Genomic DNA, 13,352 nt, shown 5'->3' on the forward strand with positions numbered 1-13,352 from the left:
CGAGCACTTACTTCTTGACGATCTTTTGCAAGGTTTGCTCGACGTAATCGCCGTCTTCATCGGCGAACGTCACCTTCACGGGATACCATTCCAGCGACGGCGCCAGCCACAGGTCCACTTGCTGGCCCTTCTTGTCCGGCGGCGGCGCCTTGATCAGGTGCACGGCCTCCACCAGACCCTGGCCGGTGGCGACGGTCTCCTGCTTGACGACCTTGAAGGTCCACGGTTCGGCGTCGTGGCGGCCGGCAACGAAGAAGCTCCATTCCGAACCGGGCGTGAATTTCTCGGGGGTGGCGCGCGCCACGCTGACCAGTTGCCAGACGGTGCTGTTGCGGTCCTGCTCGCCGCCTTTCAGAGGATAGCTGTCGTCGCCTTCGCTGAAGACGATCGTCTTGCTGTCGCGCTTGAAGGTGGTCGTGGCCGCTTCCTTGCGGAAGCGCTTTTCCACGAACTGCGCCGGCGCCAGGCCGTAATCGTCGACCGTGCCTTCGCTGCGCTGCTCGAGTATTTTGCCGAACAGGGCCGCCTTGGTTTCGGCCAGCAGCGAGTACTTGCCATCGCCGGCGCGCCAGTTGCTGACGGATTCGCCCGACAGCGCAATGCCGCGCTGTTTCGCCTTGATCGAATACACGAGGTCAGCCGACGGCGCCAGCTTGTACGGGCGCTTGATGACGGGGTGATCGACGGGCTCGTCCGCCGCCATGGCGGGACTCAGGGTGGCGGCCAGCAGGCTGGCGAGCAGAACGCGTTTCAAAGTTATCAAAGTAGTCATTTATTTTCCTGTAGCGTCATTGACGCGAATTTGGGTCACGGTTTGCGTGGTCAGCGCCCCGTTCGCTTCGGTATTGCGTATTTGTACCGGATACCATTGCATGGACGGCGCCAGCCAGATATCGAGCTGCGACGAATATGTGCCGGGCTTCGGCGGCCGGCGCAAATGCCACGTCACCAGCCGGCCCATCCTGGTTTCCAGTTCTTCCTCGCCCACCAGGTGGAAGCGGAATACGGTCGCCTCCTTTTCCTCGCCGACGAGTATGTCGATATTGCCCACCAGCTGGTTGACGTCGGCACGGCCGATGGCGGCCAGCTGGAACGGCACGGTGGCCTTGTCTTGCGCCCCCTCTTGCCATGGCACCGTGGCCGTCGTGGCCGAAAACGTGATGGCCTTGGCGTCGCGGTTGAAATGCGTGGCCGTTTGCGCGCGGCCCTTGCGTTTTTCCGTGGCCGTGACGGGCACGATGCCGCTGCCATCGATCACGCCTTCGCTGGTCAGCACCAGCAGGTTGATGCGCGTGATCAGCATGCTCAAGCCCACTTCCAGCTTCAGCTGATACGTGTCACCCCGATTGTCCCACGCCATCGCGGCCACGCCCTGCCATTTGGTGCCGTCCGCATCGCGCCGGTCCACATGCAGGTCGAACTGGGCCGAGGCGGGCGCATTCGTCTTGTAGCGGCGTGCCTGCTCGACGGGCGGTGGCGGCGGCGCGCTGGCTGGCACGGGTGCGGCGGCCACGGCGGGCGCCGGCGCCGTGATGGCCGGGGCGGCCACGGCGGCCGGTTCGCTCGTGGCCGGGCCTTCCGGCACGTCGCTGGCGGGCGCCGTCAACTGGGGCGTTTCGCTCGACGCCAGCTCCGTCGGGGGCGGCGGTGGCGGCGGCCTGGGCTTGGGTACGGGCCGCAATTCAGGCGGCGGTGGCGGCACCACCGGCAGCGGTTTGGGCGGCTCGGCGATCAAGGCCATGCTGACCACCTGCGCATGATTCTGTCCCAGCGGCACCATGCTGGCACGCGAGGTGAGCCATTCCAACGCCACGTAATGCAGTGCGCCGATGACCGCGACAAAGACGACGGTGCGGCGGCGCGGTGGCGAAAAGAAGGAGTCAGGCATCATAGGCCGTAGTGTAACGCTTCCGCCCCGCTTCCCGCTTCTTGCCCGTGCTCAACTCTTAATGTTTTATGTAAGAAAATGTTGGCGGCATTGCGTCAGTTGCAAGCCGATATCTGCTACGCTAAGCCTATCCATCTACCAGGAGATTTCGCATGGCAAACCCGCAAATGCCCCAAATGCCGGGCGCAGCAGTTGTGACCGATACGCTCGACTTCGTCAAAAACCTGTGGGGCAGCATGAGCGTGCCCGGCATGGGCGTGCCTGGCATCACGGCGCCCACCATGTCGGTGGAAGAGCTGGACAAGAAAATCAACGACCTGAAAGCCGTCGAAGCGTGGCTGAACCTCAACACCAGCATGCTGCGCGGCAGTATCCAGGCGCTGGAAGTGCAGCGCGGCACCATCGCCACCCTGAAATCGATGGGCGCGTCACTGGCGGCGGCCATCACGCAACCGGGCGCCAGCGAAAAAACCGTGTTTGAATCCGTGCCCTACGCTTCCGCGTTTTTCCAGCAAGCCGCACCTGCGGCGCCTGAACCGAAACCGGCTCCTGCGCCAGCACCTGCGCCCGTACCGGAACCGGCTGCGGCTGCGCCCGGCGATGCCGGCAGCCAGGCGGCAGCCCAGTTGGCCAATCCAAGTGCTTGGTGGAATTTGTTACAAGATCAGTTCAAGCAAGCCGTCTCGACGGCGATGTCGCCTGACGCCGCCAGCGCGGCAGCGGCCAGCTTTGGCAGCGTGAGCAAAGCCAAGCCAGCGGCCAGCAAGCCGGCCAAACCTGCCGAGGCAGGCACGGCAGCCAAGGCCAAGGCCCCGCTGCGCAAGGCGCCGGCAAAGCGCGCGGCACCCAAGGCGAAAGCGCCAGGCAAAGCCTGATGCTGCAAGCCGGCAATATGATCAGGCGATACGATGAATGCGGATCGCCTCGATCATGTTGTCGGCCTGGCGTTTTACGTCACCGATCGTGATCAGGCCTTCGTCGGCCAGCGCCTTGGCGTGCTCGTACGAAGACTGGAATGTTTCCAGCGTGTCTCCCTTGGCGGCGACCGGGCGTACCCAGGCAATACTGCCGACTTTCATTTTTTTGTACACTTCATTGACCACATCACGCATAGTTTCTTCCTTATTGTTGTAAAGCAACTCAAGCACGGGCGAACCCACGCTGGCCCCTAGTTTATCATCCGGCACGCTCACGCACGGCTTTTCCGCCTTTTTCCGGCGCCGGCGGCGTTTTTTCCGGCGCTGCGACGGCTTCTTCCGGCCCGGTCGGCGGCGTCAGCTGCACCAGTTGCTCCATCAATTGCGCGAAGCGCTGCTGCCCTGGTGCAATTTTGTCTACATATAACAACACTTCCATGGCCTCGGCCGCCAGGTCGGCCTGAAACCCGCGCTGCTCCAGGCACGACACGATGATTTGCGCGGAATTGAACAGGATGCGCAAGTTGTTCGGCAGCTTTTCGCGCGCCGTGCGCATCCAGGCGACCGCCTCGTTGAGCTTGTCCGTCTTCCACAGCAGCACGCCCTTGTTCATCAAGTCCGACGCTTCCTTGCGCGCAGCGATGATCAGGCTGGTGCCCTCGTCGCCCATCTTCGCCTTGTCGAAAATCTTTTGCACCTCGTCCTGCACCACCTGGTTGTCGTGGTTGTTCTTCACCACATAGCACAGCAGGCCGGCCGGCGCATCCTTGACGCCGACGGCGAACAGCAAGGTGGCCAACTCCATGCAGATGACCTTTTCGGGGCGCGCCGGGTCTTCGGCCAGCATGGCTTCGAGCTCGTCGCCGCACTTGCGCGCGCGCCGGTAATCGCCCGTTTCGTGGTGCACCATGCCTTCCGTGATCTTCGCGCGCAGCCCGATCTGCTCGGGCGAGAATTCGCGCTGCGCCAGCAGCAGCCACTGCAGCGCCTCCTTGGCATCCTTCTTCAGGCCGCACACGCGCGCCAGTCCCAGGTAGGCGTCCGGCGTTTTCATGACGGAAAACTCGCCGATGGAAATACACTTGCGAAAAGCCTTTTCCGCCATGCTGACATTGCCCACTTTCAGGGCCGCCAGTCCCAGGTTGCGCTGGCGCGGCACGGAATTGGGCGACAGGCGCGCCGCCTTTTCCAGCACGCCGCAGGCCTCTTCGTGCTGGCCCATCAACTGGTAGGCGACGGCCATCTGGTCGTAGGCATCGATGTAATACTTGTTCTCGACGATCACGCCCTGGAAGATCTGCCGCGCCGCCTCGTGCTCGCCGTTATTCATGCGGATCTTGCCCAGGCCCGCCTTGGCCCAGCTGTAATCACGCTCGGCCAGCACTTTTTCGTATACGGCGCGGGCCTTTTCAGGTTCGCCGCTTTTCAGCAGCAAACTGGCCTTCATGCGCAGCAATTCCAGCTCGTGCAGCTTGTTGAGCTCGATCTGCGCGTCGCACAATTTCGCCGCGCGCAAATAATCCTTTTCCATGCAAGCCTGGTCAATTTCACGGAATACCTGCTTCTTGTGCCACACGCGATTCAGGCGCGTCAGCAGCACGCCTTCCGTGATCGGCTTGATCAGGTAGGCGTCGGGCTGGTGCTCGGCCGCGCCCATCACGGATTCCACGCTTTTCTCGGCCGACACCATCAGCCACACGCTCGATGGCGCCGTCAGGTTGCGCACGCGCGTCTCTTCCAGCACTTGCTGGCCGTTCTTGCCTTCGCCCAGGTTGTAATCGCACAGCACCACGTCGTAGCGCGTCTTGGCCAGCAGCTTCATGGCTTCGCCGCCGCTGGCCGCCTGGTCGATATGGCGCGCGCCCAGATTGCGCAAGGATTCGCGCAGCAGGATGCGGATGCCGATGAAATCATCGACCAGCAGATAATGTTTGTCGGCCCAGTCGGTGCTGCCCGCTTCGGCGGCGGTGGCGTGGCTGTCTGTCGTCATGGGTTCCTCGTTCAGGGCAGGCGCAGGATGAAGCAGCCGCCGCCCAGAGCGCCGCCATTTTCCAGCGCGATGCTGCCGCTGCTGCCCCGGTGCTTGTGCATCTTTGCCACTTCGCTGGAAAAATACAGGCCCAGTCCCGTGCTGTTGGTGGAAAAATTCACGCCCGCCGTCATGCCATCCATGGCCGCGCTGCCCGCGTCGAGCAAGGCCTGCGTATAGCCGTCGCCATTGTCTTCCACGCGCAGCTCGAGCATGCCGTCGTGCTCCCGCACGGACAGGCGGATCGTGTCTTTCGTGTAGCGGATGGCGTTGTTGATGGCATGTGCGAGCACGCCGATGACCAGGTCTTCATCGAGGGTCCAGATCAACTCGGGCGCACAAGCCGTCTCCAGCTGGATGCCTTTCGAGGCCAGCAGGATCTTTTCCTGATCCACCACCTGGTCGACCACCTGGCTCACCAGTTGCGGCTGCACGTCAAACGGGTAGCCGGGCTTGCCCACTTCCTTGTACAGGGCCAGCAGCTGGATCAGGTTATCGTTGAGGCGCTTGGTCTGGTACAGCATCTGCGCCATCTGCAGGTAGGCTGGGTCGGCCTGCGGCGCGGCTTTCGCCTGCTCGGCCGCCAGCAAGGATTCCAGCGTGCCGCTGACCACGCTGATCGAATTTTTCATGTCGTGCACGGTCGACGCCAGGAACAGGAAAAGCTCGGGCGAGCTGTGTTGATCTTCCACCGGATATCTCCTTGGGGCCGCAGCTTGATTATTGCCAAGGATAAATTATACCGCCAGCCTGCGGGCGCCTGCCAGCCGCGCGCAAAGTCCCTGACATGACGCAACAATGCCGCCCCCGCTTGGGCAGGGGCGGCATCAGCTTGACAAGCAGGCAAGTTCAGCGGCGCGCGCCCGCGAGGCGTTTCACGACGACGATCATGCGGTCGATTTCCTCATACGTGTTGTAGAAGGCGAACGATGGCCGCACGGTCGCTTCCACGCCAAAACGGCGCAAAATCGGCTGGGCGCAATGGTGGCCCGAGCGCACGGCGATGCCCTCGTCGTTCAGGGCGCGCCCCACTTCCGCCGGCTCGTAACCGGCCAGCACGAACGAGGCCACGCTCGCCTTTTCAATCGCCGTGCCGATCAGGCGCACGCCGGGAATCGCCTGCAAGTGGTGCGTCGCGTATTCCAGCAGCGCGTGCTCGTAGGCGGCGATGTTTTCCAGGCCGATGCGCTGCACGTAGTCGATGGCCGCGCCCAAGCCCACGGCATCGGCGATATTCCCCGTGCCCGCCTCGAAACGGTTCGGCACGCCCTGGTAAACGGTGCGCTCGAACGTGACGTCGGCGATCATGTTGCCGCCGCCCTGCCAAGGCGGCAATTGCTCGAGCAAGTCCGCCTTGCCATACACGGCGCCGATGCCCGTCGGGCCGAACACTTTATGCCCCGAAAACACGTAAAAATCCGCGCCCAGCGCCTGCACGTCCACGCGCAAATGCGACACGGCTTGCGCGCCATCGACCAGCACGCGCACGCCGGCCGCATGCGCCAGCGCGATGATCTGCGCCACGGGCGTCACGGTGCCCAATGCATTCGACACCTGCGTCACGGACACGAGCTTGGTGCGTCCGTTGAGCAGCTTGCGGAATTCGTCAAGGATGATCTGCCCGCTGTCATCGACGGGAATCACGCGCAGGGTCGCGCCCTTTTCCGCCGCCAGCTGCTGCCATGGCACGATGTTGGCGTGGTGTTCCAGCTGCGAGACGATGATCTCGTCGCCGCTGCCGATGTACTTGCGGCCAAACGTATTGGCAATCAGGTTGATGCCTTCGGTGGCGCCACGCACGAAGATGATTTCATTGGGCGACGCCGCACCGAGGAACTGCGCCACCTTGGCGCGTGCCGCTTCGTACGCATCGCTGGCGCGCGCCGCCAATGCGTGCGCCGCGCGGTGGATGTTCGAGTTCTCGTGCGCATAAAAATACGACACGCGGTCGATCACCGACTGCGGCTTGTGCGTGGTGGCCGCATTGTCGAACCAGGCCAGCGGCTTGCCGTTGACCCTTTCGGCCAGCACGGGAAAATCGCGCCGCACGGCATGCACGTCGAATGGCGCCGGCGTTTGTCCTTGCTGACGCGCAGGCAGCTCGGTCTGGAAATAGAACGCGGGCTGGCCACTGGCCGGCGAGACTGGCAGCTGGCGCGCGGGCGAGCGCTGCGGCGTGGCAAACAGCCCCCGCAGATCGTCGGGCGCGGCCTGCCCCAGCCCCTGCTGCGCCAGTCCATCGAGCTTGTGGCTTGATGCGGGATAGCCATGCGCGCCGCCGACAAAGTAATACGGCGACGGCGCATCGATGGCAGACAGACGCGGCGTGGGGATCGATGCGGGCGACGGCGCAATCCGTGCTTCCAGCGGCGCCGTCACGGGCGGCACCTGCGCCGTTGCCACGCCGGGGGCGATGGCGGCAAACGAAGGGCCGGGCTGCGGCGGCGGACGGTTCGCATAGCGGGGCGCCGCATCGAGCACGCTGCCGGAACCGCCGAGGCTGGGCGACTTGTCCAAGCCCGGCAAACGGGCAAAGAATTCACCGGCCAGGCGGTTCAGGGTCGCTTCATCGGGCAGAAACGGGACGGCAGGCAAGCCCGCCGCGCCATCACTTGTAGGTGTCTGGGTAGTCATGGTATTTACCGATCTCCACGTCTTCCAGTACGGCCAGCGCATCGTCGGTCAGCACGGCCAGCGAGCAATACAGCGAAATCAGATAGGACGAAATCGCGTGGCGGTTGATGCCCATGAAACGCACGGACAGGCCCGGGCTTTGCTCGCCCGCCAGGCCAGGCTGGAACAGGCCGATCACGCCTTGCCGCTGTTCGCCCGCGCGCAGCAAGATGATCTTCGTCTTGCCGTCTTCGATCGGCAGTTTGTCGGACGGCACCAGCGGCACGCCGCGCCACGTGAGGAACTGGGAACCGAACAGGCTGACGGTCGGCGGCGGCACGCCGCGGCGCGTGCATTCGCGGCCAAAAGCGGCAATGGCCAGCGGGTGCGCGAGGAAAAAGCCCGGTTCCTTCCACACTTTCGTCAGCAGTTCGTCAAGGTCGTCCGGCGTGGGCGCGCCCGTCAGAGTGAAGATGCGCTGGTCGTCATGCACGCTGGCCAGCAGGCCGTAGTCGGGATTATTGATCAGTTCGCTTTCCTGGCGCTCCTTGATCGTCTCGATGGTCAGGCGCAGCTGCTCCTTGATCTGGTCGTGCGGGCTGCTGTACAGGTCCGACACGCGCGTGTGCACGTCGAGCACCGTGCTGACGGCATTGAGGAAATACTCGCGCGGCTGGTCATCGTAGTCGACGAAGGTTTGCGGCAGTTCCGACTCGTCGCGCTGCGAGCAGGCGACGCGCACGTCCTTCGGATTTTTTACGCGATTGAGGCGGTAGATACCCGCTTCCACGGGCAGCCATTGCAGCAGATGCACGAGCCAGCGCGGCGTGATCGTGGATAACTGGGGGACGCTCTTGCTTGCATTGGCCAGCTGGCGCGCGGCGTTATCGCCCAGCGCGAACTGGTTCTCTGTTGCTTCTGCCATGACTACTCCTGATGAGAAAAGTGAATATGCTTATCTGAAAAACGAATAAAGTATCGGACGCCCCTCTCATTTACTCAACATGCTATCGCCATCATCGTGGCGCTTAATCCACCCGCTTTAATCCACCAACTCCGGCTCGCAGCGCGCCATCAATCCCGCCAGGCCGACGCCCAACGCGATGGCCAGCTTTTCCACCGTCAGCAGCGACGGCGTGGCGGCGCCCCGTTCGATTTCGCCGATAAATGAACGGTTCAAGTCGGCCGCTTCGGCCAGGCGCTCCTGCGACCAGCCACGCCCTTCGCGCAACTGGCGCACGGCCAGTCCAAACTGTTTGATCAACATGCTGTCCTCATGGGTGGTGGGCAAAAGCGGGTTGGGATGGCGCCGGCAAATCCGGTGCTTCCTGCTGGTTATGCGCTTGCGTGACATGGCTGCCGGGCGCCACGCTGCGGGTCAGCCAGACATTGCCGCCGATGACGGAGCCCTGGCCGATGGTCACCCGTCCCAGGATCGTCGCGCCCGCATAAATGACCACGTCGTCCTGCACGATCGGATGGCGCGCCAGTCCTTTTTTCAGCACGCCATCAAAGCCGGCGGGAAAGCGCTTGGCGCCCAGGGTAACGGCTTGGTAGATGCGCACCCGTTCGCCGATGATGGCCGTCTCGCCGATCACCACGCCCGTGCCATGGTCGATGAAAAAGCTGCTGCCGATGATGGCGCCCGGGTGGATGTCGATGCCCGTCTGCGAATGGGCCACTTCGGCGATGATGCGCGCCACCAGCGGCGCACCGAGCGCATACAAGGCGTGCGCCAGGCGGTAATGGATGATGGCCAGGATGCCCGGATAGCACAGCAGCACTTCATCGACGCTGTGCGCGGCCGGGTCGCCATGGAAGGCGGCCGCCACGTCCGTGTCGAGCTGGGCGCGGATGCGCGGCAGCGCGCGGGCGAAGCGCTGCACGATGGCCAGCGCCTGCTGTTCGATGGAGACCGTCTGCTGCAAGCCGTGCTGGCGCGCATGGTAACTGAGTTCGCGCCGCACCTGCTCGTGCAAGCCCGAGAGGGTCGTGTCGAGCGTGTGGCCGACAAAGAAATCCTCGCTCTCCTGCTGCAGGTCGAGGGGACCGAGGCGCATCGGGAACAGGGCCGCGCACAGGGCTTTGATGATGTCGTGCAAATGCTGGCGCGACGGGAATTCGCGCGCGCCGCACTCCTGGTTGCTGGCCAGTCCTTCGCGCCACTGCTCGCGCACGGCGCGCAATTCATCGACGATCTGGTGCAGTTCCCATTGCGGCTGGGCGGCAAGAGGGGCCGGGGGAAGGGCTTGCTGGTTCATGGTGGTCCCGGGAAGAGGTTTAATCTTGCAGCCAGGGCAGCGCATGCCAGCGCCAGCCACCGCTGTGGCCACGCTGCTGCTGCTCGTCGAGGTCGCCCTCGAAGCCTTGCGCGATATTGAAGACGTGCGTGAAACCGGCCTTGGCGGCCGCTTCGGCAGCCGCGGCCGAGCGCTTGCCGCTGCGGCACAGCAGCACCACGACGGCATCCTTGCCGCCCACCTTCGCTTCCAGTTCGCGCGTAAAGCGGGGATTGCGGTTCATGGACGTGCCGGTCGCCCACGCCACGTGCAGCGAGGCAGGCACGTAGCCGACGAAGGTGCGCTCTTCATGCGTGCGCACGTCGACCAGCACGGCTTTGCCGGCCTGTACCAGCTGCCACGCATCCTGCGCGCTGACGATGCCCGCATACGGCAAGCCCTGCACCTGCGCCTGGGTACGCGCGAGATTGAGCACTTCGTCAAAAGCCGCCTCGCCGTGGGCGGCGCGGGGATCGAAAATCAGTTCTGCAGCAGCCATCTTTCCACCTCTTTATTCCGTCGTCAAAAACCAGCACGAGTCCACTGTAGCGAACTTATGTTGTTCGGAAAACAAATTAAAAAGAGTTTGGAAAGCTGAAAAACGTATATGGGAGATTTATGCAGCGCGGCGGCGTTCGCGCAGCAGGAAGCGCGCAGGATCAAGCGCAGCGGCCAATTGACTCTCCAGTGGCAGCGGTTCCCCCTCCAGCTGGCACGCCAGCAGCTCGGCCGCCAGCGGCGCCCAGATCAGGCCGCGCGAGGCGTAACCGAGCAAGCCAAAGAGGCCGGGCCAGCGCGGTACGTCGCGCAGGCGCTCGCAGCGGCCCGGTATGCGCGGGTCGGGCAAGGCCCCCGCCAGCGGCAGGCGGTCCGGTGCCATGCAGCGAAAGCCCGTGCGGCCCGCCAGCGGCGCGTCGAACGGAGCCACATCAAGGATGTCGGCGATCTTTGCGATATTGTCTTCCTGGCTCGATGGGCGCAAGCTGGTGTCAGCGTCCGCATCGTAGCTGGCGCCCACGCAGACGACGCCCTGGTGCGCCGGCGTCATGTAGGCCTCGCGGCAGACGACGAACGGCAACGACGGCAAGCTGCCTTCGGCCAGGTGCGTGACCTGGCCACGCACGGCGTCGAGCGGCAGGCCGGCCGCCTGCTCAAAATCGATGGCCCCCGTGCCCGCCGCCAGGATGACGTTGGGCGCGGCCGCGATCAGGGCGCCGTCCGCATCGCGCACCAGCCATTCCTGGTCGCCGCGCTCCAGGCGCAAGGCGCTGCTGGAAAAGCGCCGCGTCAGCAAGGCGCCGCAGGCGTCCAGCATGGCCGCGCAGACGGAGGACGGGCGCGCCCAGCCGCCCTGCTCGAACCACCAGGCGCCATCGGGCGCCGGCGCGCCCAGCATGGCGGTCGCCTCGGGCGCTTCCAGCCAGCGGGCGAATTCACGCGGATACAAGCCACTGGCGGCGATCTGCCGCTGCACCTGCGCATGCGCGCCGTCGCGCGCCAGGTGCAGCACGCCGCTTTGCGCACCCTCGATGGCCGCGCCGATGCCGCCCAGGTCTTTCCAGCGGCGCAGCGAGTACAGATAGGCGGCGCGCGTCAGGCGCGTGGCGATGTTGTCGTCCTTCGACAGCAACGGCATGAAGATGCCCGCCAGGTTGCCCGACGCTTCGCTGGCCGGCTGCGCGTGGCGCTCGATCAAGGTCACCTTCCAGCCGCGCGCGGCCAGCCGTTCGCAGGCGGCCGCGCCGGCCACGCCAGCGCCGATGACGATGGCGCGCCGCTCGGGTACGACGGCAGCCACGGATTCTCCGGAGCGCGCATAAAACACGGCGCGCAAACGGCTCTCGTCAAAAACAAAACCGTTCTTTTGCAGCGCCGTGCGCTGCGCCTCGTCCAGGTGCACGGCCTGCAGGCGCGCGCCATCGACCATCAGGCGCGCCAGCACCGGCGTGGCTGCCGGCACCCAGGCCAGATGCACTTCATCGACGCGCGCCGACAATTGCGCCAGGCAGGCATCGGGTTCGCCGATCAGCACGTCGAGCGTGACGAGGCCATCGTACGAGACCATGCGGTGCAGGCCCGGCACGCAAGGCGGCCACTGTGCGCGCCACTGCTCGGGCAAGTGGCGCGCGTCGACGGGACGCGGCGCCAGCGCGATGTAGTGCAGACGGCGGCCGCCATGCGCCGCGCAGGCGGCGCGCAAGCGGGCACCGTCAAAATCCGTGTCGAGCAGGACCAGCGCGCGGCGCATCAATGCCCCGCGCGGCAAAAGCAGGCGGGCGCATGGTCGTTGACCATGCCGATGCCCTGCATGTAGGCGTAGATGATGGTCGAGCCGACGAACTTGAAGCCCAGCTTGAGCAAGTCTTTCGACAGTTGGTCCGACAGGGCCGTCTTGGCGGGGAATGCGCCCGGCTGCCAGCTGTTGACGATGGGCTGACCATCCACATACGCCCACAGAAAGCTGTCCAGGGTCTGCCCTTGCGCGCGCAGGCGCAAATAGGCTTGCGCGTTCGTGATGGCGGCCGCTACCTTCAGGCGGTTGCGCACGATGCCGGGGTCGGCCAGCAGCTGCGCCACCTTGTCCGGACCATACGCGGCGATCTTTTCCGCGTCCCAGTTGTCGAAGGCGGCGCGGTAGGTGTCGCGCTTGTTGAGGATGGTTTCCCAGCTCAGGCCAGCCTGCGCGCCTTCCAGGTTCAGCATCTCGAACAGCCGGCGCTCGTCGTGGCAAGGCACGCCCCACTCCGTGTCGTGATAGTCGAGGTAGCGGGGATTGGCCGGGTTGGCCCAGGAGCAGCGGGTAATATTCATGGTCGTGTTCTTCATGTGCAGGCAAGTGCCAGTATAGTTTATCGGCCGCGCAGGATGCGTCCCAGTTCCTGCAAGCCGTGCGCCATCTCGTCCGGGGGAATCGCCGCAAAGCCCAGCAGCAGCCCGGACGGCGTGGCGCACTCGGGCCCCGCTGCAGGGTCGGCATAGTGGCCCAGCGGACGCAATTCGATACCGCGTGCCAAGCCCGCGCGCGATACCGTTTCTTCATCGTGGCCGGCGCGAAAGTACGCGCACAGTTCCAGGCCGCTGTCGGCCGGGCCGCACAGCAGTTGATCATCGAGTTCGCGCGCAAGGCCACGCACCAGCAGGTCGCGCCGTTCGGCATTGCTGTCGCGCGTGCGGCGGATATGCCGGCCAAAGTGGCCCTCGGCGATGAAGTCCGCCAGCGCCATCTGCGGCACGATGGCCGTGTGCCGGTCCATCACGGCCTTGGCCTGCACCAGCGCGTCGGCCAGCGCGGGCGGCGCCACCATATAGCCCAGGCGCAGGCCGGGAAACAGCACCTTCGACAAGGTGCCCACGTAGACCACGCAGCCGGCCCGGTCCAGGCTTTGCAGCGAGGCCAATGGCGCGCCCGTGTAGCGGTATTCGCTGTCGTAATCGTCTTCCACCAGCCACGCTTTATTGTGTGCGGCCCAGGCCAGCAGGGCCAGGCGGCGCGGTAAACTCATGCTCACGCCCAGCGGCATCTGGTGCGACGGCGTCACGTACGCCAGCTTCGCCTGCGGACAATGCGCCACGCCATACGCCACGTCCAGTCCCTGCGCATCGACGGGGACGGGAAAGACACGCGC

14 protein-coding genes are annotated in these 13,352 nt (G+C 64.8%); 1 reads left to right on the plus strand and 13 read right to left on the minus strand.

Going from position 1 to position 13,352, the window contains the following annotated elements:
- Positions 1 to 7 precede the first annotated feature (7 nt).
- Both HWE17_RS27655 and HWE17_RS27660 read right to left on the minus strand, forming a co-directional pair.
- Positions 8 to 772 carry a DUF3108 domain-containing protein gene (locus HWE17_RS27655; protein WP_176391002.1) on the minus strand — a complete coding sequence of 255 codons (765 nt, stop codon included), beginning with the start codon at positions 770 to 772 and terminating at the stop codon, positions 8 to 10.
- A complete protein-coding gene (locus tag HWE17_RS27660) occupies positions 773 to 1,891 on the minus strand; it encodes a DUF3108 domain-containing protein (protein ID WP_255206418.1) in 1,119 nt (372 codons plus the stop codon).
- A gap of 149 nt (positions 1,892 to 2,040) precedes the next feature.
- Between HWE17_RS27660 and HWE17_RS27665 the strand changes: the two genes are divergently transcribed.
- Positions 2,041 to 2,763, plus strand: a complete 723-nt coding sequence (locus HWE17_RS27665; protein ID WP_176391003.1) for a PhaM family polyhydroxyalkanoate granule multifunctional regulatory protein — start codon at positions 2,041 to 2,043, stop codon at positions 2,761 to 2,763.
- Between the two features lie 21 nt (positions 2,764 to 2,784).
- On the opposite strand, the gene HWE17_RS27670 is transcribed toward HWE17_RS27665, so the two are convergent.
- The 11 genes from HWE17_RS27670 to HWE17_RS27720 all read right to left on the minus strand — a co-directional run.
- Positions 2,785 to 3,081, minus strand: coding sequence for a hypothetical protein (locus HWE17_RS27670; protein ID WP_225242919.1), 297 nt, complete (start codon positions 3,079 to 3,081; stop codon positions 2,785 to 2,787).
- Positions 3,065 to 4,795 carry a tetratricopeptide repeat-containing response regulator gene (locus tag HWE17_RS27675; protein ID WP_176391004.1) on the minus strand — a complete coding sequence of 577 codons (1,731 nt, stop codon included), beginning with the start codon at positions 4,793 to 4,795 and terminating at the stop codon, positions 3,065 to 3,067. Before HWE17_RS27675 ends, HWE17_RS27670 begins: the two co-directional genes overlap by 17 nt.
- Before the next feature lie 11 nt (positions 4,796 to 4,806).
- The gene (locus tag HWE17_RS27680; RefSeq protein ID WP_176391005.1) at positions 4,807 to 5,526 is read right to left on the minus strand and encodes a HAMP domain-containing sensor histidine kinase; all 720 of its coding nucleotides are present in this window, start codon (positions 5,524 to 5,526) and stop codon (positions 4,807 to 4,809) included.
- Between the two features lie 157 nt (positions 5,527 to 5,683).
- Positions 5,684 to 7,468, minus strand: coding sequence for a family 2A encapsulin nanocompartment cargo protein cysteine desulfurase (locus HWE17_RS27685; RefSeq protein WP_176391006.1), 1,785 nt, complete (start codon positions 7,466 to 7,468; stop codon positions 5,684 to 5,686).
- Entirely contained in the window at positions 7,443 to 8,372 is a 930-nt protein-coding gene (locus tag HWE17_RS27690; protein WP_034784363.1) for a family 2A encapsulin nanocompartment shell protein, read from the minus strand. The genes HWE17_RS27685 and HWE17_RS27690 overlap by 26 nt, the downstream gene beginning before the upstream one ends.
- 117 nt (positions 8,373 to 8,489) lie before the next feature.
- Positions 8,490 to 8,714 (minus strand): helix-turn-helix domain-containing protein, encoded by a 225-nt coding sequence (locus HWE17_RS27695; protein ID WP_051959649.1) that lies wholly within the window; start codon positions 8,712 to 8,714, stop codon positions 8,490 to 8,492.
- 7 nt (positions 8,715 to 8,721) lie between these two features.
- A complete protein-coding gene (gene epsC, locus HWE17_RS27700) occupies positions 8,722 to 9,708 on the minus strand; it encodes a serine O-acetyltransferase EpsC (RefSeq protein WP_176391008.1) in 987 nt (328 codons plus the stop codon).
- Between the two features lie 19 nt (positions 9,709 to 9,727).
- Positions 9,728 to 10,225 (minus strand): rhodanese-like domain-containing protein, encoded by a 498-nt coding sequence (locus HWE17_RS27705; protein WP_099401356.1) that lies wholly within the window; start codon positions 10,223 to 10,225, stop codon positions 9,728 to 9,730.
- A 117-nt stretch (positions 10,226 to 10,342) separates the two neighbouring features.
- Positions 10,343 to 11,974, minus strand: a complete 1,632-nt coding sequence (gene mnmC, locus HWE17_RS27710; protein ID WP_176391009.1) for an FAD-dependent 5-carboxymethylaminomethyl-2-thiouridine(34) oxidoreductase MnmC — start codon at positions 11,972 to 11,974, stop codon at positions 10,343 to 10,345.
- Positions 11,974 to 12,537, minus strand: a complete 564-nt coding sequence (locus HWE17_RS27715; protein WP_099401448.1) for a DNA-3-methyladenine glycosylase I — start codon at positions 12,535 to 12,537, stop codon at positions 11,974 to 11,976. The genes mnmC and HWE17_RS27715 overlap by 1 nt, the downstream gene beginning before the upstream one ends.
- A gap of 38 nt (positions 12,538 to 12,575) precedes the next feature.
- Positions 12,576 to 13,352 (minus strand): PLP-dependent aminotransferase family protein (locus HWE17_RS27720; protein ID WP_176391010.1); only part of this gene is annotated, 777 nt, incomplete at its 5' end.

The organism is Janthinobacterium sp. BJB401 (genome assembly GCF_013372745.1).
GTDB lineage: Bacteria > Pseudomonadota > Gammaproteobacteria > Burkholderiales > Burkholderiaceae_D > Janthinobacterium > Janthinobacterium rivuli.

Bases quoted from the DNA above. Each gene is read 5' to 3' on its own strand.
- HWE17_RS27705 (WP_099401356.1), bottom strand. From the start codon at position 10,225: ATGGCTGCTGCAGAACTGATTTTCGATCCCCGCGCCGCCCACGGCGAG.
- HWE17_RS27665 (WP_176391003.1), top strand. From the start codon at position 2,041: ATGGCAAACCCGCAAATGCCCCAAATGCCGGGCGCAGCAGTTGTGACC.
- epsC (WP_176391008.1), bottom strand. From the start codon at position 9,708: ATGAACCAGCAAGCCCTTCCCCCGGCCCCTCTTGCCGCCCAGCCGCAA.
- HWE17_RS27715 (WP_099401448.1), bottom strand. From the start codon at position 12,537: ATGAATATTACCCGCTGCTCCTGGGCCAACCCGGCCAATCCCCGCTAC.
- HWE17_RS27695 (WP_051959649.1), bottom strand. From the start codon at position 8,714: ATGTTGATCAAACAGTTTGGACTGGCCGTGCGCCAGTTGCGCGAAGGG.
- HWE17_RS27655 (WP_176391002.1), bottom strand. From the start codon at position 772: ATGACTACTTTGATAACTTTGAAACGCGTTCTGCTCGCCAGCCTGCTG.
- mnmC (WP_176391009.1), bottom strand. From the start codon at position 11,974: ATGCGCCGCGCGCTGGTCCTGCTCGACACGGATTTTGACGGTGCCCGC.
- HWE17_RS27685 (WP_176391006.1), bottom strand. From the start codon at position 7,468: ATGACTACCCAGACACCTACAAGTGATGGCGCGGCGGGCTTGCCTGCC.
- HWE17_RS27660 (WP_255206418.1), bottom strand. From the start codon at position 1,891: ATGATGCCTGACTCCTTCTTTTCGCCACCGCGCCGCCGCACCGTCGTC.
- HWE17_RS27690 (WP_034784363.1), bottom strand. From the start codon at position 8,372: ATGGCAGAAGCAACAGAGAACCAGTTCGCGCTGGGCGATAACGCCGCG.
- HWE17_RS27675 (WP_176391004.1), bottom strand. From the start codon at position 4,795: ATGACGACAGACAGCCACGCCACCGCCGCCGAAGCGGGCAGCACCGAC.